15 protein-coding genes are annotated in these 17184 nt (G+C 42.6%); 9 read left to right on the top strand and 6 right to left on the bottom strand.

What is annotated here, in order from left to right:
• The first annotated feature begins 15 nt into the window (after positions 1–15).
• On the top strand, positions 16–990 hold the full coding sequence (epmA, locus tag ACH784_RS02105; RefSeq protein ID WP_404393130.1) for an elongation factor P--(R)-beta-lysine ligase: 975 nt from the start codon (positions 16–18) through the stop codon (positions 988–990).
• Between the two features lie 22 nt (positions 991–1012).
• Here epmA and ACH784_RS02110 read toward each other — a convergent pair whose 3' ends face one another.
• The 3 genes from ACH784_RS02110 to ACH784_RS02120 form a co-directional block, all read right to left on the bottom strand.
• Positions 1013–2221 (bottom strand): methyl-accepting chemotaxis protein, encoded by a 1209-nt coding sequence (locus tag ACH784_RS02110; RefSeq protein ID WP_404393132.1) that lies wholly within the window; start codon positions 2219–2221, stop codon positions 1013–1015.
• Positions 2222–2294: 73 nt separating this feature from the next.
• Positions 2295–2987, bottom strand: a complete 693-nt coding sequence (locus ACH784_RS02115) for a glycerophosphodiester phosphodiesterase (protein ID WP_404393134.1) — start codon at positions 2985–2987, stop codon at positions 2295–2297.
• Complete coding sequence (locus ACH784_RS02120) at positions 2987–3850, bottom strand: DMT family transporter (RefSeq protein ID WP_404395161.1); 864 nt, start codon at positions 3848–3850, stop codon at positions 2987–2989. Before ACH784_RS02120 ends, ACH784_RS02115 begins: the two co-directional genes overlap by 1 nt.
• Before the next feature lie 121 nt (positions 3851–3971).
• Here ACH784_RS02120 and ACH784_RS02125 point away from each other — a divergent pair, with 121 nt between their 5' ends.
• The 5 genes from ACH784_RS02125 (at position 3972) to rlmB (ending at position 11396) form a co-directional block, all read left to right on the top strand.
• Positions 3972–5078, top strand: a complete 1107-nt coding sequence (locus ACH784_RS02125; protein WP_404393136.1) for a sensor histidine kinase — start codon at positions 3972–3974, stop codon at positions 5076–5078.
• Positions 5075–5677 carry a DNA-binding response regulator gene (locus ACH784_RS02130; protein ID WP_404393138.1) on the top strand — a complete coding sequence of 201 codons (603 nt, stop codon included), beginning with the start codon at positions 5075–5077 and terminating at the stop codon, positions 5675–5677. The genes ACH784_RS02125 and ACH784_RS02130 overlap by 4 nt, the downstream gene beginning before the upstream one ends.
• Positions 5678–5816: 139 nt before the next feature.
• Positions 5817–7994: a hybrid sensor histidine kinase/response regulator gene (locus ACH784_RS02135; protein ID WP_404393140.1), complete on the top strand. Its 2178-nt coding sequence runs from the start codon at positions 5817–5819 to the stop codon at positions 7992–7994.
• Positions 7995–8106: 112 nt separating this feature from the next.
• The gene (gene rnr / locus ACH784_RS02140; protein ID WP_404393142.1) at positions 8107–10653 is read left to right on the top strand and encodes a ribonuclease R; all 2547 of its coding nucleotides are present in this window, start codon (positions 8107–8109) and stop codon (positions 10651–10653) included.
• Positions 10654–10658: 5 nt separating this feature from the next.
• The gene (gene rlmB / locus ACH784_RS02145) at positions 10659–11396 is read left to right on the top strand and encodes a 23S rRNA (guanosine(2251)-2'-O)-methyltransferase RlmB (RefSeq protein ID WP_058028683.1); all 738 of its coding nucleotides are present in this window, start codon (positions 10659–10661) and stop codon (positions 11394–11396) included.
• A 204-nt stretch (positions 11397–11600) separates the two neighbouring features.
• Here rlmB and yjjG read toward each other — a convergent pair whose 3' ends face one another.
• The 3 genes from yjjG to ACH784_RS02160 form a co-directional block, all read right to left on the bottom strand.
• Complete coding sequence (gene yjjG / locus ACH784_RS02150) at positions 11601–12287, bottom strand: pyrimidine 5'-nucleotidase (RefSeq protein WP_404393144.1); 687 nt, start codon at positions 12285–12287, stop codon at positions 11601–11603.
• 7 nt (positions 12288–12294) lie between these two features.
• The gene (gene yjjX / locus ACH784_RS02155; protein WP_404393146.1) at positions 12295–12831 is read right to left on the bottom strand and encodes an inosine/xanthosine triphosphatase; all 537 of its coding nucleotides are present in this window, start codon (positions 12829–12831) and stop codon (positions 12295–12297) included.
• A 102-nt stretch (positions 12832–12933) separates the two neighbouring features.
• Positions 12934–13833, bottom strand: coding sequence for a phosphoribulokinase (locus ACH784_RS02160; RefSeq protein ID WP_404393148.1), 900 nt, complete (start codon positions 13831–13833; stop codon positions 12934–12936).
• A 223-nt stretch (positions 13834–14056) separates the two neighbouring features.
• Between ACH784_RS02160 and ACH784_RS02165 the strand changes: the two genes are divergently transcribed.
• The 3 genes from ACH784_RS02165 (at position 14057) to dusA (ending at position 17163) form a co-directional block, all read left to right on the top strand.
• Entirely contained in the window at positions 14057–14923 is an 867-nt protein-coding gene (locus ACH784_RS02165; protein WP_404393150.1) for a hypothetical protein, read from the top strand.
• Between the two features lie 75 nt (positions 14924–14998).
• Positions 14999–16009 (top strand): UDP-glucose 4-epimerase GalE, encoded by a 1011-nt coding sequence (gene galE, locus ACH784_RS02170; RefSeq protein ID WP_404393152.1) that lies wholly within the window; start codon positions 14999–15001, stop codon positions 16007–16009.
• Positions 16010–16227: 218 nt separating this feature from the next.
• The gene (gene dusA / locus ACH784_RS02175; protein WP_404395163.1) at positions 16228–17163 is read left to right on the top strand and encodes a tRNA dihydrouridine(20/20a) synthase DusA; all 936 of its coding nucleotides are present in this window, start codon (positions 16228–16230) and stop codon (positions 17161–17163) included.
• Positions 17164–17184: the final 21 nt, after the last annotated feature.

The raw sequence follows: 17184 nt of genomic DNA on the forward strand, positions 1-17184 counted from the left end.
AAAGAGTTAGATAGTATGTCAGAAATTAACTGGGCACCGAGTGCGGATATTCAAACACTCAAACAGCGTGCGGTAATTATTGCGAAGATCCGTCAGTTTTTTGCCGAGCGTGATGTGATGGAAGTAGAAACGCCAAGCTTATCAGCTGCCAGTGTGACAGATGTTCATTTAGCGACTTTTGCGACTGAGTTTGTGGGCCCAGGCAATGCCGAAGGTTTGCCTTTATACATGCAAACCTCTCCTGAGTTTGCCATGAAGCGCTTACTTGCCGCAGGCAGTGGCGCCATTTATCAATTAGCCAAAGCATTTCGTAATGAAGAATCGGGTCGTCATCACAACCCTGAATTTACTATGTTGGAGTGGTATCGTCCGGGATTTGATGAATTTGATTTAATGAACGAGATTGATGAGCTGATGCAGCTTATATTGAATTGCAAAAAAGCCACTTCTGTGAGTTATCAACAAGTCTTTATAGATGTATTAGGTCTAGACCCCCTTGAAGCAACGCTGAGGGAGCTAAAGCAAGTCGCTATCGAAAAAGGCTATGGCGATATTGCTGCAAACGAAACACATAAAGAAACGCTGTTACAATTACTATTCTGCATGGAAGTCGAGCCTAAAATTGGCATTGAAGCGCCTTGTTTTGTATATCACTTTCCAGCCTCACAAGCAGCATTGGCGCAATTAAATCCAGATGACACTCGCGTAGCAGGGCGCTTTGAGTTGTATTTTAAAGGCATGGAATTGGCCAATGGTTTTAATGAACTCACCGATAGCAAAGAGCAAGCAGCGCGTTTTGCGGAAGATAATCAGTTCAGAGTGCAAATGGGCTTGTCAGAAGTGGCAGTAGATGAGCGCTTTTTAGCGGCGCTCGCACATGGTTTGCCGCAATGTTCGGGTGTTGCGCTAGGCATTGACAGGCTCGTGATGCTAGCGACGGGTAAGGATTCGATTAAAGAGGTGATTGCCTTTGATGTCACACGTGCCTAACACATGTGACATCTGACTTTAATTACCTCACAAAGCGGCGTAATTCGTTTTGCGTCGTTTGTGTGAGTTTTTGAGCTTGTTGGCACTGCTCTGAAGCGGCATCAATTTGCTGTTTTGCCTGTTGCGCAAGTTCAACAATATTAAGTACCGTTTGGTGGGTGTGGTTTTGTGTTGTTTCAAGTTGATGTACGGCACTCACTATTTCTTCGAGTTGAGTTTGGTTATGCTCAAAGTCACTGCACATGTTGGTAAAGCCGCCAGACGTTTCGCTGATGGCTTTTTCAGCCGAGCTTGAATGACTGATCAACTGTTGTGACTCTTGATGTGTCTCACCGACTAACACATCCATTTGGTTGATGAAGTCGCTTATCTGACGTGTCGCATCGTTTACTTTCACTGATAGGTTTCTAACCTCATCTGCCACCACCGCAAAACCTCTACCTGCTTCACCAGCTCGTGCCGCTTCAATTGCCGCATTCAATGCCAATAAGTTAGTTTGATCTGAAAACTCTTCAACCATTTTGAGGATGCTACGTATATTGTCACTGTTCTCTTTTAGTCCTGCGACAGTATTAGCAAAATTGCCAAGCAACTGTGTAATGTGCTGAATTTCGCCAACTAAAGTAGACAAAGACTGCGATGAACCGCGCACAAAGTGCAGGCTTTCGGTATTGGCCTGATAAACCTGATCAGTGTTGCCCACAATACTTTGTAGGCTATGGGTAACTTGGTCACTAGCTGCAATAATAGAGTCACTACTCGAAATCTGTTGCGCACCTAATTCAGAGGTTTGCTGCATGGAGCGAGTGACTTCTTGATTAGAGTGGGCTGCGACTTCAGCGCTGTGATAAGTGGTGTTGAGTAGTTCACTTAAGCGGCTGGTAAAGTGGTTATATTGCTCGCTTACTTCTCTAAATTCATCGTAAGTAAATTGAGGTAGCTTAGCTTCTAAATTACCGTCATCGCGGTTAATTTTTTCAAGCGTATCACGCATGGCTTTAATTGGGCGCACTATAAGAAATCGCATGTAAAACAACGTGAAAATAAAACCGCCGACAGCGCCAAGTGCCATCAACCAAAATAACCCTGTACCTTGATTGTCTTCTGTTAACTCGGCATACAGCCAAAATAAAGTGATGAGCTGAAAAGCAAACAAAAAGCTCAGGTTACCGAATATCTTTCTAGAGAGAGTAAAAAAGAAACTCTGTTCAATTTGATTATATAAACTCATGTATAGACTCATATTTTGGCTCTTATTGTCGCCATTTTCTTTTAATCTTAGAACATACTAGGGATTTCTTGCATTATCGCGACAAAATCATTTTAGCGAAGCATGGGTAATTACTAAAAATACCATCAACGCCTAGGTTCTGCATTTCTTCAATTTCTTGTTGTTTATCGACCGTATAGGTCATCACCTTTAGGCCTCTTTGCTTGGCATCAGCAACAAACTCATGGTTAATAAAATTCTTGTCTAAATGGACACTGTAAGCATGCAGGTTTTCTGCGAAGTTGGCATAGTTAAGCGGGATAGAGGCGGTTAAAGCGCCTATTTTAACCCAAGGTAGATTTTGCTTAAGCCATTTAAGTTGGTGGTGATCAAACGAAGAAATTAACAACTGCTCACGTTCAATAATGCCATCAGCTACATTTTGTTCGAGTGTACTGACTAATTTATCAAGGCCAAAGGTATGTTTGAGCTCAAGGTTAATTTGAGTTTGCGTGCCAATTAACTCGAGCACTTGCTGCAGGTTAAGTATTTTTTGACCGTTTCCTGCATCGAGTTTGGCTATTTCTGAAAATGGTGTATCAACCACTCGGCCAGTACCATTTGTGGTACGGTCTAACCAAGAATCATGAATGATCACAAAGTCATCGGCGCAACTTTGTACGTCGAGTTCTATGCCATCAACTTGCGCTTGCAAAGCCGCTGTAATGGCAGAAGCTGTATTTTCAGGATAGTTACCACTGGCACCTCGGTGCGCAAAGATCTGCATTAGGCTTTTTTCCTTGTGATTGACCAAGTTTCAAAACAGGCTGCACTGACGACCAGCAAACCACCTATTAAAGTCATCATATTTGGCTGTTCTGACAATAGCATAAAAGCCAATACGGTCCCGTACAAGGGTTGTAAACAAGAAATTAATCCGGCGGTTGTGGCTGACAGAAATCTTAAACTGCTGGCAAAGAGCGCATGTGGCGCCGCGGTAAAAATAATACCTGCCAATAGTAGCAACCAAATATCTTGTTCTGGTAAGTCAGCTGGCCCAACATCAACGAAAGCACACAGCATTAAACTAGCCACAATGGTTTGATAAAGCATCGTTTGTGGACCGCCATAAGATGAGAAATACTGCTTTTGCAGTAGATTTCTTAATGCAAATAACAACCCTGAGAAAATCCCAGTGACTATGCCTAATGTGACGTCATTACCTAAGTTTGCCTCTGGTACGAGTAAGTAAATTCCGAATAAAACCGTTACTGCACTGATGATGTCTTTGCTTTTAAGTTTTTGTTTACTGAAGAAAGGTTCTAGAAACACAGTGATCACCGGGTAAGTAAAGAAAGCAATAATGCCAGTCGCAATGCCAGCCAACTGCATACCTTCAAAGTAAGTCACCCAATGTAAACCAACGACAATGCCTAAGATTATAGCGATGCCGTAATCTTTTTTGTGATTAAGAGCGATGGCTTTACCTTGAAACTTGAGTAAGCAAACAAGGGCAATAAAGGCGATGGCTGTACGGTACACCGTAATATCAAGCGCTGATAAGGCGATGAGTTTAGAAAATAGCGCAGTACCACCGAATAGTAATACAGCAGTATGGAGCTGAATAAGTGCAGATTGTTCTGAGCGCATGAGTGTGTCGAGTTGTCTTTTTTTTGAGTCTATCATTGATGACACTTGTCACTAAACAAATTATGAATAGCAGTTAGTCTATGTAAGTATATGTACCTATTAGTGCTTTTTTGGAATCGAGATGGATCAGTTAAATAAGCCACACAACATGGCGCTTGCGCACCCAAATAAAAAGTTTTGGAACTGGGGACCTTTATTCTTTTCGAGTTTTTTCTTTTTTCCACTTTTGACTAATTGGCATACCTTAGCTGTAAGCAATATAGCTGCGCAAATCGTGATTTACGCAGCCTTTGTTACTCTGTATGGCATTGCACTTTATAAGAAAGGAGAAACGGTCACTCCAGTGCTGGCAGCGATGGCATTACTCTGTTGTTTAGGCACATATATTACTTATGGTACCCACTCTCTATTTGGTTTTATTGGTTTCTTTTGTGGCTTTAATTATCGCAGAAAGTACTGCTTTGCGATGATGGCGGCTTTACTGGTCGTGATTTTAATCAGTGCGTTGCTCTTTGTTCCTGTAAAGTCGATGTACTTTGTCGCGCCTGCGGCAATCGTCAGTATTGGCTTGTTTATTTTTGGCATGATGGAGCAAAGAGAGCGATTCTATCGAATACAGCAAGTGCAGAGTGAACAAAAAATAGAACAACTCGGGGCGATAGCTGAGCGAGAGCGTATTGCTCGAGACTTACATGATTTGCTAGGTCACTCGTTATCGTCGATAGCACTTAAAGCTGAGCTTGCTAGCAAGCTATCATCGGCCGGAGCAAGCGAGCAGGCAGCACAAGAATCAGAGCAAGTCGCAGAGCTTGCAAGAACATTACTCAGTGAAGTGCGGCAGGCTGTTTCTGGGTTAAAACAAGTTGGCTTGTACGCACAAATTGATGTACTTATAAAGCGTCTGCAAGATGCTGGGTTTATCGTAGAAAAACAAATCGAGAAGGTTCCGTTGAGTGCCGAGCAGGAATCTAGCCTTTGTTTTATTTTCAAAGAGGCCGTGACCAATATTATTCGCCATAGTAAAGGAAAGCATGTGAAATTAACTCTCACTGCCGACAATGGGGTGGTCGCGATGAGCATTCAAGACGATGGTAAAGTTAAGAAATACCAGGTTGGTAATGGTGTTGACGGTATAAAAGAGAGAGTTAATGCTTTAGGTGGCCAGTGTGATATTTGTATCAATTCTGGTATGGCGTTGCACATTCATTTTAAGGAGATGACAGCATGATTAAAGTGCTGGTGGTAGAAGATCAAGGTTTAGTCCGAGGGGCTATCAGCGCACTGTTGGGATTAGATCTGCAAATTGAAGTCGTAGCGCAAGCGCAAGATGGCCTTGAAGGACTAAAGGTGTTAGCAGAGCAGGATGTAGACGTCGTACTATCTGACATTGAAATGCCAAATATGACAGGGCTTGAGCTTGCAGAGCAAGTCATTGAAAAGTACCCGCATAGCAAAGTGGTGATCATGACGACCTTTTCAAGAGCCGGTTATATTCGTCGTGCCATGGCAATGGGAGTAAAGGGTTTTGTATTAAAAGAAGCGCCCAGTGAGTATTTAGTTAATACGCTCAAAAAAGTCATGCTAGGACAAAAAGTCATTGATCCCGAATTAGCAATGAGTGCTTTAGAAGACAGTGATCCACTGACAGAAAAAGAACGTAAAGCACTTCGCTTTGCTAGTGAAGGGTTAAAAACCTCTGAAATAGCCGATAAACTTTTTCTCAGTGAAGGGACCATCCGCAATTATTTGTCAGAGGCGATTGCCAAATTAAATGCAACAAACCGAGTAGATGCGGCCCGAATTGCGAAACAAAAAGGTTGGTTATAAAGCTTTTCTAAGTATACTGTATTGCAAAAAGTGAAACGCTTATTTAATAGAGTAAGGTTTTTACTCTATTAAATAACTTCAAAATCAGATTTTTAAGTATTAAACTCATCCTAATTTCCTAGTTCAAAATAAGTGGATTATGCAAGAACTACATTTCGCGATGCCAATCATGTCGTTAACAGCGATTATTTCTGCCTGTGTCATGACACTTAACTGGTTCATGTATCAAACTGCGGAAGGCGTAAAGCAATGGATGTATTCTATGCAGCTAATGGCACTGACCTGTTTGCTATTAATTGGCATTAGCTATCAACCAGAAGTTATAACTTTCACCGCTTTAATCTGCTTATTTGCGTCATTTTATTTCTTTGTAAATGGCACCGAAAAATTCTTTAAAGTCTCACATTCAGCAAAGCTCTGGGTGGTTATGGGTTGTATTTATATTGGCCTCTCTGCCTGGTATAGCTTCATTGATTCAAATCGAGCTATGCGCTACATCGCAGCTTACTCATTAGTCTCTATGGCTATGGGCTTGTCTATTCGAGCGCTAATGCTTTGTGTTTCGAGCCAGCACCAACGAACTAATTTATCTCGATGGGGCTTTTTGATTGCATGTTTAAGTGTTTTTGCCGTTTTATCAATTCATTTAGTTTCTCTTGATGCGAAACCAAACACGGTTATCTTGAGCAGTTTAAATACCATGCAGGTCCTAGTGATCGCTGCGACTGTGTGTTTGCCTATTATTTTATGTGTGGCATTTAACCTTTTGTGTGGTGCGCAACAATTGGAAAAAATGGCCGTCTTAGCACAGAAAAATCAGCAGGCGAGTTTGTTAAAAGGGCGGTTTTTAACGATGTTAAGTCATGAGCTAAGAACGCCGTTGAACGCAATTGTTGGCCATGCTGATATGTTGAAGCGTATACCTCGCGAGCCTCAAAAACATGCGCAATTATGTGATGTGATCAGTGAAGCGGCATTGTCTTTATCAGACCTCGCTAATCAAGTTCTGCTGCAAGCGAAGGGCGAGCAAGTTGGTGCTCAATTAAAGCCTACTAATCTTGCAGAGCAAGTGCACTCGGTGCATGAGCTGCTTTTACCACTCGCTAAAAATAAAGGGCTTTCGTTTAAAATACGCATTGATGAACGTTTAAATGCGCTATATTTCTTGACCGATAAAGAGTCCCTTCCTGTTGTTTTAAAAAATCTTGTTTCAAATGCGATTAAATATACAGAACAAGGAGAAGTGCTTTTATCTGTGAGTGTGCAGGAACAAAATGAGCAAGTTGAACAAGCAAGTCAGTTAATTAAATTCTCAGTTGAAGATACCGGTGTAGGCCTGAGTCAAAGTGCGTTGGATTATATTTTCGAGCCTTTTGCAAGCTCGCATCTTGAACACAATATCAGTAATAGCGCAGGCTTTGGTCTGAGTTTAAGCAAACAACTAGTAGATAACCTAGGCGGAGAGCTCATGGTTAAAAGCACAGTAAACAAAGGCACAACATTTACCTTTATGCTTAATTTACCAGTGTGTGATGCACCTGTTCAGGTCAAACAAAAAGCCCAATTAAGTGAACACAGTGGTACGCTTGAGTCTAATCGAATTCTTATAGTCGAAGACAACTTACTTAATCAAGAAGTGCTAAAGCATTATTTACAAGACTCAAAAATGACTTGTGAATATGTGCAAACACTCACCGAAGCCAGCGCTGCCATAGATAAGCAATCGTTTAATGTGATTTTACTCGATATGCATTTACCGGACGGCCACGGTCTTGCGTGGTGGCAAAGCCTTCAAACACAGCTAAAACCGGCTCAAACTCCGACTGTGATAGCCTTGACCGGAGACGCTGATGAGCAGGCACAGCAAACATACCTGCAACATGGTATTACTTATTGTTTAGAAAAACCTATTTCAGGCGCCACATTATTGTCTGTTTTAGAGCACATTGGTACTGCGCATAAAACCCAAATTAACCCTTTGCAGTTATTAGACGAGCAAGTAATTGTTCAATTAAACCAACAGTATGATAGTCACTTCTTAAATACGAAATTGATGTATTTAGCAGATACCTTTGATTACGAGTTTGCTCAGTTACAAGGTTTAGCTGATATTCAAGCCTTAGATCAGCTTGAAGTAAAATTACAGGCTTTAATTAAAGAGAGCTCAGAGCTTGGTCTAAAAGCACTTGCAACAGCCTTAAAAGAAACTAGTGAAGCCGTAAAAGCTAAGCAGGTAATTGATTGGCGAGCACTGCATCATTACGCAAAACAAAATGCACTGGCTTTGCAGAATTTTCAAAAACAATTTACAGCATAATCGAAATATTACTCGAAAAACTAAATTGTTTATAAAAGCTTCATCTTGATAGTTAGGTCATTATTCAGAAGTGCGTTAGAATAGAGGTAACTTTATTCGAAAATAGCAGTGAATGACAAAACAGGATCCCCATCTCCAACGAGAGCAAGAAAAATACGATAACCCGGTACCAAGCCGCGAGTTTATTTTAGAGCACATCAAAAAAGCCCCAGCGAAAGCCACGACGTTTAGCCATCTTTGTAGCAGTCTTAATGTATTTGAAGAAGACCGACAAATTGCATTTAAGCGTCGCTTGCGTGCAATGGAGCGTGACGGTCAGCTGCATTTTAATAAATTTAAGCGCTACGTGATCCCAACTGACGATGGGTTAGTGAAAGGTCGTGTGATTGGGCATCGTGATGGCTTTGGCTTTTTAGTCGTTGAAGGTGAGCCAAAAGATTGGTTTATTGCTAAACACCAGATGAATTCGGTATTACACGGTGATATCGTACTTGCAAAAGCGGCCAGTCGCGGCAGCGGCGGTAAAGTCGAAGCGCGTATTGTTCGTGTGCTAGAGAGTGAGCGCGCGCCGATTATTGGCCGTTATTTCGTGGAATATGGCTCTGCGGTGGTGGTGCCAGAAGATCCAAGGATCACGCAAGATATTATTATTCTGCCAGGCTCCGAAGGTGGTGCGCGTCACAACCAAATGGTGCAAGTGGAGATCACGCAGCGTCCAAGTCGTCAAATGAATGCAGTAGGTCGTGTGACTGATGTACTGGGTGACCATATGGCACCGGGCATGGAAATCGAAGTGGCACTTCGTAATCATGATATTCCCCATGAATGGCCTGACAAAGTCGTTGATCAAGTTTCAAAGCACGGCGAATTTGTAGAAGAAGCAGATAAAAAAGGGCGTGTCGATTTACGTCACTTACCGCTAGTGACCATAGACGGTGAAGATGCCCGAGATTTTGATGATGCAGTTTACTGTGAACGCAAAAAGTCAGGTGGCTGGCGTTTATGGGTCGCAATTGCTGATGTCTCGCACTATGTACCAAAAGGCAGCCCGCTTGATAAAGAAGCGATAGAGCGCGGTAACTCAGTCTATTTCCCTGAGCAAGTGATCCCTATGCTGCCAAAAGTGTTATCAAATGGCCTGTGTTCACTGAATCCGAAAGTAGACCGCCTATGTATGGTGGCAGAAATAACTGTGTCAGAAGCCGGTAATTTATCTGGTTATCGTTTTTACGAAGCGGTGATGAATTCACATGCACGACTAACTTACACCAAAGTACACAGTATTTTGCAAGGCGATGAAGCGCTGCGTGAGCAATATGCAGAGGAAGTGCCACATCTCACTGATTTGCACCAAATGTATATGGCCCTTAAGTCTTCTCGCCAGCAGCGCGGGGCGATTGAGTTTGAAACGGTTGAAACGCGTTTTGTGTTTAATGCACATCGTAAGATTGAATCAATCGTACCTGTCGTCCGTAATGATGCGCACAAACTCATTGAAGAGTGTATGATCTTAGCAAACGTCGCTGCAGCTAAATTGCTTGAAAAGCACGAAGCGCCAGCGCTGTATCGTGTGCATGACGAGCCTGATCAAGAAAAGCTGAGCCACTTTAGACAGTTTTTAAATGACTTGGGTATTGAAAGTAACCTTGCTAATGACCCATCTCCGTTAGAGTTGACCGAAGCACTCGCACAATTGGGTGAGCGTCCAGAGCAAGAGCTGATCCAAACCATGTTGCTCCGCTCAATGAAACAAGCGGTTTATCAGCCTGATAACATCGGTCACTATGGTTTGGCGTTAAAGGCTTATGCGCATTTTACTTCGCCAATCCGTCGCTATCCTGACCTGGTTGTGCACCGCGCGATCAAAGCTATTTTAGCATCTCAAGGTCAGCAAACATCTGGCGAATATGCTTATGAAAATGATGAAGCCGATCAGTTGGGTGAACAGTGTTCAATGACCGAGCGCCGTGCAGACGATGCGACTCGCGAAGTAGCCGACTGGCTGAAATGTGAGTTTATGCAAGATCATGTTGGCAGTGAGTTTAGCGGTGTGGTTTCATCAGTCACTAATTTTGGCTTATTTGTTCGCCTAGATGAGTTACAAATCGATGGCATGATCCATGTGTCGACACTGGGTAATGAGTTCTTCCATTTTGATGGCGCGAAACATTGCCTTGTGGGTGAGCACAGTCATCAGGTTTATCGTTTAGGCGACAAGTTACAAGTGCAAGTGTCGTCAGTCAGTTTAGACGAACGCCGTATCAATCTGGTGCTTGCGGGTGAGTTAGTGCAAGACCGTTATGCGCGCCGAAGAGCTAAGCCTTCAACAAGCCGCTCGGCAGATAAACCGAGTCGTAAACCAAGCGTGCGAGAGCAGCTTAAAGCAGGTAAAATCCCGGGTAAATCGACTAAGTCGGATGAGCAAGCGAGTGAAACTCGAGGCGAGAGCCATAATGGCAAGCGCAGCTCAAAACGTACCGAACAAGGTAAAAAGCCTAAAAAAGGCAAAAAGACGACGCCTAAAGGCAAACTAAAAAAAGCCAAGAAGGCAGCACTCGATAACCCAACGGGTGCTAAAAAGTCTAAAAAGACCAAAGCAAAGAAAACGCGCCCAGGTAAAAATGCCCGAAAGCGTAATAAACCGAGCGCAGGAGAATAAAGACAGTGAGCAGTGAATTAATTTTTGGTTTTCATTCTATCGAAGCAATTTTAGCGAATGAACCTGAGCGCTTTTTAGAGATCTTTGCATTAAAAGGTCGTGAAGATAAGCGTTTGAATCCTGTAATTAATGAAGCGCGTAAATTTGGCATTTCAGTGCAATTTATGCAGCGTAAAGCGTTAGATAACAAAGCCAATGGTGAGCAGCACCAAGGCATCATGGCACGTGTAAAACCTGCGCGTCAGTACAGCGAAAAAGATCTTGATGAGATCATTGCCCGTGAAGCAACACCTTTCTTTTTAGTATTAGATGGTGTTACTGATCCACATAATCTAGGTGCATGTTTGCGTAGTGCAGATGCGGCTGGAGTACACGGCGTGATTGTGCCAAAAGATAAGTCTGCAAAGCTTAACGGTACAGCCCGTAAAGTTGCTTGTGGTGCAGCGGAAACCGTTCCACTTATTCAAGTAACTAACCTAGCACGTACATTACGTGACATTAAAGAAGCCGGTGTGTGGGTCGTTGGTACTGCAGGTGAAACGGATACGCATGTGTTCGATGCGAATCTAACAGGCCCTATGGCGATTGTTATGGGAGCTGAAGGTGACGGTATGCGCCGTTTAACGCGTGAGCATTGCGACGTGTTAGTTAAAATTCCAATGGTTGGTACGGTATCAAGTTTGAACGTATCAGTAGCAACGGGAATTTGTTTATTTGAAGTGCTACGTCAACGTAGTCTTTAATAAATCAGATAACCACACAAAAAAGCACGATTGGTATCGTGCTTTTTTGTCTCATTGGCAGCGTTAATATTTGAGTTATCTTGATATAATTTGTCGGGCTAAAGCCGCGACCTACATTTAAAACAAACTTTTCATAGTAGGCGAGATTTTACATCGGTCTTTTCATGTAGGTCGTCATTTATGGCGACAATGGCAAATATTAATCTACGCAGCAATTTTATCAGCCAATAAATCTGCCAATTCATACAAGGAACTAACCGTATAGGTTGGCTCAATACCTTTTTTGCCTTCAACACCCGCGTGTTGTAACCAACAGCTATCTATGCCAAAACGATTCGCACCTAGCACATCGCTTTCTAAGGTATCACCCACCATCAGTACTTTACTTTTATCTGGATTACCCAGTTTTGCTAATGCTGCTTCGAAAGGTTCGGATGCAGGCTTTGCCTTGCCTATTTGCTCGGAAATGATCAGAGCTTCAAAGTAATCTGCAAAGCCGGTATGGGCCAAACGCTTTTGCTGCAATTTGGTAAAACCATTGGTGATGATCCCAAGTTTTACTTTGCCATGTAACGACTCAAGCAGGGCTTTAGCGCCTAACAATGGCTGACATATCTCCGCCATAGCATCTAAAAATGCGTCGTTTAATTCTTGAGGGCTAACGTTGAGCTCTGCCGCTAGTTTTGTGAAGCGAGTGACTTGCAGCGTTTCTGCATTAATTTCACCATTTTGATATTGCACCCAAAGCGCTGCGTTATCGTCTTTATATCCTTGATAATCTTGCTCACTGAATTCAACACCATAGTTTAATAACATGGTTTTCAAACCTAGATAGGCGTTAAAGCTAAATAGGGTTTCGTCTGCATCAAATAAAATATGTGTGTACTGCATCGTGCTATCACTTATTGTAGAGTTCAGGGTGGTTGAATGGCGCCATCGCAAGTAATAAAGCCTGTGTATAGCTACTTTCGCGTGTTGCTAGATGATTGGTCAGCAAACCAATCGCGCCGCCTTTTTGTTTGATGTTTTCGGTATTGAATAAATCATCCATCACATGACCTAATTCTTCACCCGCCAGCAATTTATCATACACCGACTGTGGTAGCGGCAAGTTGCAACTACGACCTATGCTGGTTTGTTTGCCGTTTGAAATTACCACAAAAGCAAAGGTGGCAGGGCCGTAGCTAAACTGATTTGCACCGCCTTCCATAGCACAGTAAAAGTCAGCCTGATGATGTTCTATTAGGTATTTAACACGATTCTCGGCACCAATGCGGGTATCGTCTTCCCCTAAAGGCTGATCGGGCACACCACTTGGGGCATGCATACCTTGGCAATCAAGCGTGTGCTCAGGAAAGTACTGTGTGAAAATTTCTTTGGCAGCGGCCACTTTGACCGGATTTTGTGAGCCAACAAGTATTTTTAAAGAAGGCATTATCCCGTGCTCCTTTTTTCAATTGAGCAACTAGTCTAATGCTTTATGAGCGGCTAGACCACGGGATAAGTGTTAGAAATCGTGAATAGTTAAGTGATAAAGCTAAATAGGTAAATCGACTGGTGCCATGTTCTCAAGCGCTCTCTTTTTCACCAGTAGGTCTTTTATAAGCGGGGTTAGTACTAACTCCATCGCTAGGCCCATTTTCCCTCCAGGGACAACAAGGGTATTTACTCGAGACATAAAGCTGCCATCGATCATTTGCAGGTAATACGGAAAATCAACGTTGGCGATGCCGCGAAAGCGAATAACCACAAAGCTTTCATCTAATGAAGGGATATCTTTGGCGCTAAATGGATTTGAGGTATCAACGGTTGGTACGCGCTGAAAGTTAATGTGTGTTCGAGAAAACTGCGGCGTGATATGGGTAATGTAATCATCCATACTACGAACAATTGAGGTCATCACAGCTTCACGAGAATGGCCGCGCTCATTAGTATCGCGGATCATTTTTTGGATCCACTCAAGGTTAACAATAGGCACCATGCCGATCAGTAAATCAACATGCTTCGCAACATCATGCTCATCGGTTACTACACCACCATGTAACCCCTCATAAAACAGCATGTCAGAGTTCGGCTCTAAATCTTGATAAGGGGTAAAAGTCCCGGGTAATTGGTTATAAGGCACCGCTTCATCGAAGGTATGTAGGTAGTGTCTAAGTTTGCCAGTACCATGCTCCCCATACTCTCTAAATAGTGCCTCAAGCCCTGCAAAGTCGTTAGCTTGTTGACCGAAGTAGCTAATATGTTTGCCCTCTTGTAAGGCATCGCGCTTAAGCTTATCCATTTCTGGGCGAGTAAAGCGATGAAAACTATCGCCCTCTACAAAAGCAGCATTTGCCTCAAGGCTGCGGAAAATATGCTTTATGGCATTGGTAGTGGTGGTGGTGCCAGCACCTGAACTACCAGTTATCGCAATGATCGGGTGTTTTTGAGACATATTAACCTGCTAATGATTGTAATTATAAGCGCATAAAAAATACTGACCAAATTGATGTTACCCTATGGTAAACAGATAGCAAGTGTTTCAAATTTAGGCCTTCACTGTTTTGTATGTGTGTTTTGTTTTTGGTGAATTTAAAAAGCCTCGTTATGATAGAGCGACAACCACGCAGCTTAATAAAAAAAGCAATTATAAAAGAATGATAAAATCAGGGATTTTCATGAATAAGAAAATGATGATGGCTGCTTTTGGTAGCTTATTTTTAGCAACAACAGCGTTTGCTGACACAATGCCGAGCAGTCAGATTTATTTAGCGACAGAACTAGACAATGGCATAAAAGTAACACCTATTACAGATGCGAAAGGCTATCATAATCAGCCGCTAGTAACTGAGTCGGGCATTTATTTTACCCAATCGGTGGGCGAGGGCAATGACAGTCAGATGGATTTATTCTTTTATGATTTTAATAAAGCCAGCGCTGAGAATTTAACGAATACACCGGTGTCAGAGTATTCTCCGACTTTATATCCCCATGATGCGGGTTTATCTAGTATTGTTGTTGAGGCTGACGGTAAACAAAAGCTATGGTTTTATCCATTCGACAAAAGCCAAGCACCAAAACGTATTTTCGACCATATTGAACCGGTTGGTTATCACGCTTGGGGCAACACCGAAGATTTAGTGATGTTTATTCTCGGAGAGCCGCATACTCTTCAATATACAGACTTAACCGGCCACCTACCAAAAGTGGTCGCGGGTGATATTGGTAGAAGTTTGGCGTATAACGAAAAACGTGCACTTTACTCATTCACATATCAAGCAGATAAACAGCACTGGTTTGCGACTTTCTCACCTAAAACCCAGCAAGTTAAGCAACACTTTGTGATGCCACAGCAAGTACGCGATTACACCTGGATTGATTCAGATACTGTTGCTTATGCCATTGATAACCGCATTTATACACGTAATATTGAGCAGCCAAAGCAGGTGTCTCAGTGGCATAACTTTACTTCGTATTGTGATTCACAAATCACCCGTTTAAGTTACAAACAAGGCAAAATGGCATTTGTTTGTCAAAAACTATAATTCTCGAAGCAATCTTTTTTGATGTTAGTTACAATTAAACGATTATATTTAGGATAAAATTTTTAGGGGCTAGTGATGGCAATTTTAGTAACAGGTGGTGCGGGTTATATTGGTTCCCACACGGTTTTAGAACTACTAAACCAAGGCGACGAAGTGATTGTTGTCGATAACTTAAGTAATTCATCGTCAGAATCATTGAAGCGTGTTGCTGAGATCACGGGTAAAGAAGCCGCTTTTTATCAAGGTGATATTTTAGATAAAGCGTTTTTAGACTCAGTATTTGCAAAGCATAGTATTGAACAAGTGATTCACTTTGCAGGTTTAAAGGCTGTGGGTGAGTCGGTTCAAAAACCAATTGAGTACTACCAGAATAACGTTCAAGGCACCTTAAATTTATTAGACGCAATGCGTGATGCCGGTGTATTTAAGTTGGTATTTAGTTCATCGGCAACGGTTTATGGTGACCCTGCAAGCCTACCGATTCGTGAAGACTTCCCGGTTGGAGGCACAACTAACCCATATGGCACGTCTAAGCTAATGGTTGAAATGGTACTGCAAGATGTTGCTAAATCTGACTCGCGTTGGGCGTTTGCAATTTTGCGTTACTTCAACCCAGTCGGCGCACATAAGTCAGGCCGTATTGGTGAAGATCCAAATGGTATTCCAAATAACTTACTGCCTTACATCTCACAAGTTGCGGTTGGTAAACTTGCGCAACTCGGTGTTTTTGGTGATGACTACGATACCAAAGATGGCACTGGCGTTCGTGACTATATACACGTCGTTGATTTAGCCATCGGCCACTTAAAAGCGCTACATAAAATCAATGTTGAAGCTGGTGCGCATATTTATAACTTAGGCACAGGTAACGGCTATTCAGTATTTGAAATGGTCACCGCTTTTGAAAAAGCCGCAAATAAACCAGTTCCTTACGAAGTTAAACCGCGTCGTCCTGGTGACATAGCTGCTTGTTACGCAGCGCCAGAAAAAGCCTTAAACGAGTTAGGTTGGCAAGCCGAGCGCGGCATCAATGAAATGATGGAAGACACATGGCGCTGGCAAAGCAATAACCCAAACGGGTATTAATTTTTACTGTAGGTAGCATTCTACTGATATAAAATCGGCCACATTATGTGGCCGTTTTTATATCTATTAATGAATGATATAATTCACCGCTATTTTTAGGCTTTGCCTAATTCAAACCCTACACAATCAAAGCTGATAAATGCTTTGCATTAAGATCATATAGTTAGAGGTAATTTGTGACGACTCAAGCACTAGACCGCCGTTTTTCTGTTGCACCTATGCTGGATTGGACTGACCGTCATTGCAGAACTTTCCATAGAAAATTGTCTAAACATGCGGTGCTGTATACAGAAATGATCACGACCGGTGCCATTTTATTTGGTAAAGGTGATTATTTGGCGTTTGGTGAGCATGAATTACCTGTGGCGCTGCAACTAGGTGGCTCAGATCCTGAAGCATTGGCAAAGTGTGCGAAAAAAGCCGATGAATATGGCTATAGCGAGATAAATCTAAATGTAGGCTGCCCATCTGATCGTGTACAAAACGGCCGCTTTGGTGCGTGTCTAATGGCTGAGCCGCAGCTGGTGGCTGAGTGTGTTGCTGCGATGAAAGCGCAAACTAATGTGCCTGTGACGGTAAAAACACGCATTGGTATTGATGAGCAAGATAGCTATGAGTTTTTAACCACGTTGATTGAAGCGGTTAAAGATGTGGGCTGTGATGATTTTATCATCCATGCCCGTAAGGCTTGGTTACAGGGGTTAAGTCCAAAAGAAAACCGTGAGATCCCACCGCTTGATTATCCGCGTGTGTACCAGTTGAAAAAAGATTACCCAGATTTACACATCAGTATTAATGGTGGCGTTAAAACCATTGAAGAATGTCAGCATCACTTAACGCATATTGATGGTGTTATGGTTGGTCGTGAAGCTTACAGCAACCCATTTATGTTATCGCAGGTTGATGAGTTGTTGTACGGTGGTGAAGCGTTTACGCAGACTCGCCATGAAGTGGTTCGCAGCATGTATGATTACTTTGAAGCACAAATGAGTGAAGGTGCGAACTTCTGGCATATTGCTCGCCATATGTTAGGTATTTTCCAAAATCAGCCGGGAGCGAGAGGGTATCGCCGTCATTTATCAGAAAATGGTCATAAGAAGGGTTCTGGTATTGAGGTCATGGAAAAAGCACTGACGTTCGTGCCTGAACTTTAAGTAGTGTTAAAAGAAGCCGCT

The organism is Pseudoalteromonas phenolica (genome assembly GCF_044788725.1).
In the GTDB taxonomy this organism is placed as follows: Bacteria; Pseudomonadota; Gammaproteobacteria; order Enterobacterales; family Alteromonadaceae; genus Pseudoalteromonas; species Pseudoalteromonas phenolica_C.

What these genes read in the sequence shown, in the direction of transcription:
- epmA (WP_404393130.1), top strand. Translation starts at nt 16, where the DNA reads ATGTCAGAAATTAACTGGGCACCGAGTGCGGATATTCAAACACTCAAA.
- ACH784_RS02110 (WP_404393132.1), bottom strand. Translation starts at nt 2,221, where the DNA reads ATGAGTTTATATAATCAAATTGAACAGAGTTTCTTTTTTACTCTCTCT.
- ACH784_RS02115 (WP_404393134.1), bottom strand. Translation starts at nt 2,987, where the DNA reads ATGCAGATCTTTGCGCACCGAGGTGCCAGTGGTAACTATCCTGAAAAT.
- ACH784_RS02120 (WP_404395161.1), bottom strand. Translation starts at nt 3,850, where the DNA reads ATGCGCTCAGAACAATCTGCACTTATTCAGCTCCATACTGCTGTATTA.
- ACH784_RS02125 (WP_404393136.1), top strand. Translation starts at nt 3,972, where the DNA reads ATGGATCAGTTAAATAAGCCACACAACATGGCGCTTGCGCACCCAAAT.
- ACH784_RS02130 (WP_404393138.1), top strand. Translation starts at nt 5,075, where the DNA reads ATGATTAAAGTGCTGGTGGTAGAAGATCAAGGTTTAGTCCGAGGGGCT.
- ACH784_RS02135 (WP_404393140.1), top strand. Translation starts at nt 5,817, where the DNA reads ATGCAAGAACTACATTTCGCGATGCCAATCATGTCGTTAACAGCGATT.
- rnr (WP_404393142.1), top strand. Translation starts at nt 8,107, where the DNA reads ATGACAAAACAGGATCCCCATCTCCAACGAGAGCAAGAAAAATACGAT.
- yjjG (WP_404393144.1), bottom strand. Translation starts at nt 12,287, where the DNA reads ATGCAGTACACACATATTTTATTTGATGCAGACGAAACCCTATTTAGC.
- yjjX (WP_404393146.1), bottom strand. Translation starts at nt 12,831, where the DNA reads ATGCCTTCTTTAAAAATACTTGTTGGCTCACAAAATCCGGTCAAAGTG.
- ACH784_RS02160 (WP_404393148.1), bottom strand. Translation starts at nt 13,833, where the DNA reads ATGTCTCAAAAACACCCGATCATTGCGATAACTGGTAGTTCAGGTGCT.
- ACH784_RS02165 (WP_404393150.1), top strand. Translation starts at nt 14,057, where the DNA reads ATGAATAAGAAAATGATGATGGCTGCTTTTGGTAGCTTATTTTTAGCA.
- galE (WP_404393152.1), top strand. Translation starts at nt 14,999, where the DNA reads ATGGCAATTTTAGTAACAGGTGGTGCGGGTTATATTGGTTCCCACACG.
- dusA (WP_404395163.1), top strand. Translation starts at nt 16,228, where the DNA reads ATGCTGGATTGGACTGACCGTCATTGCAGAACTTTCCATAGAAAATTG.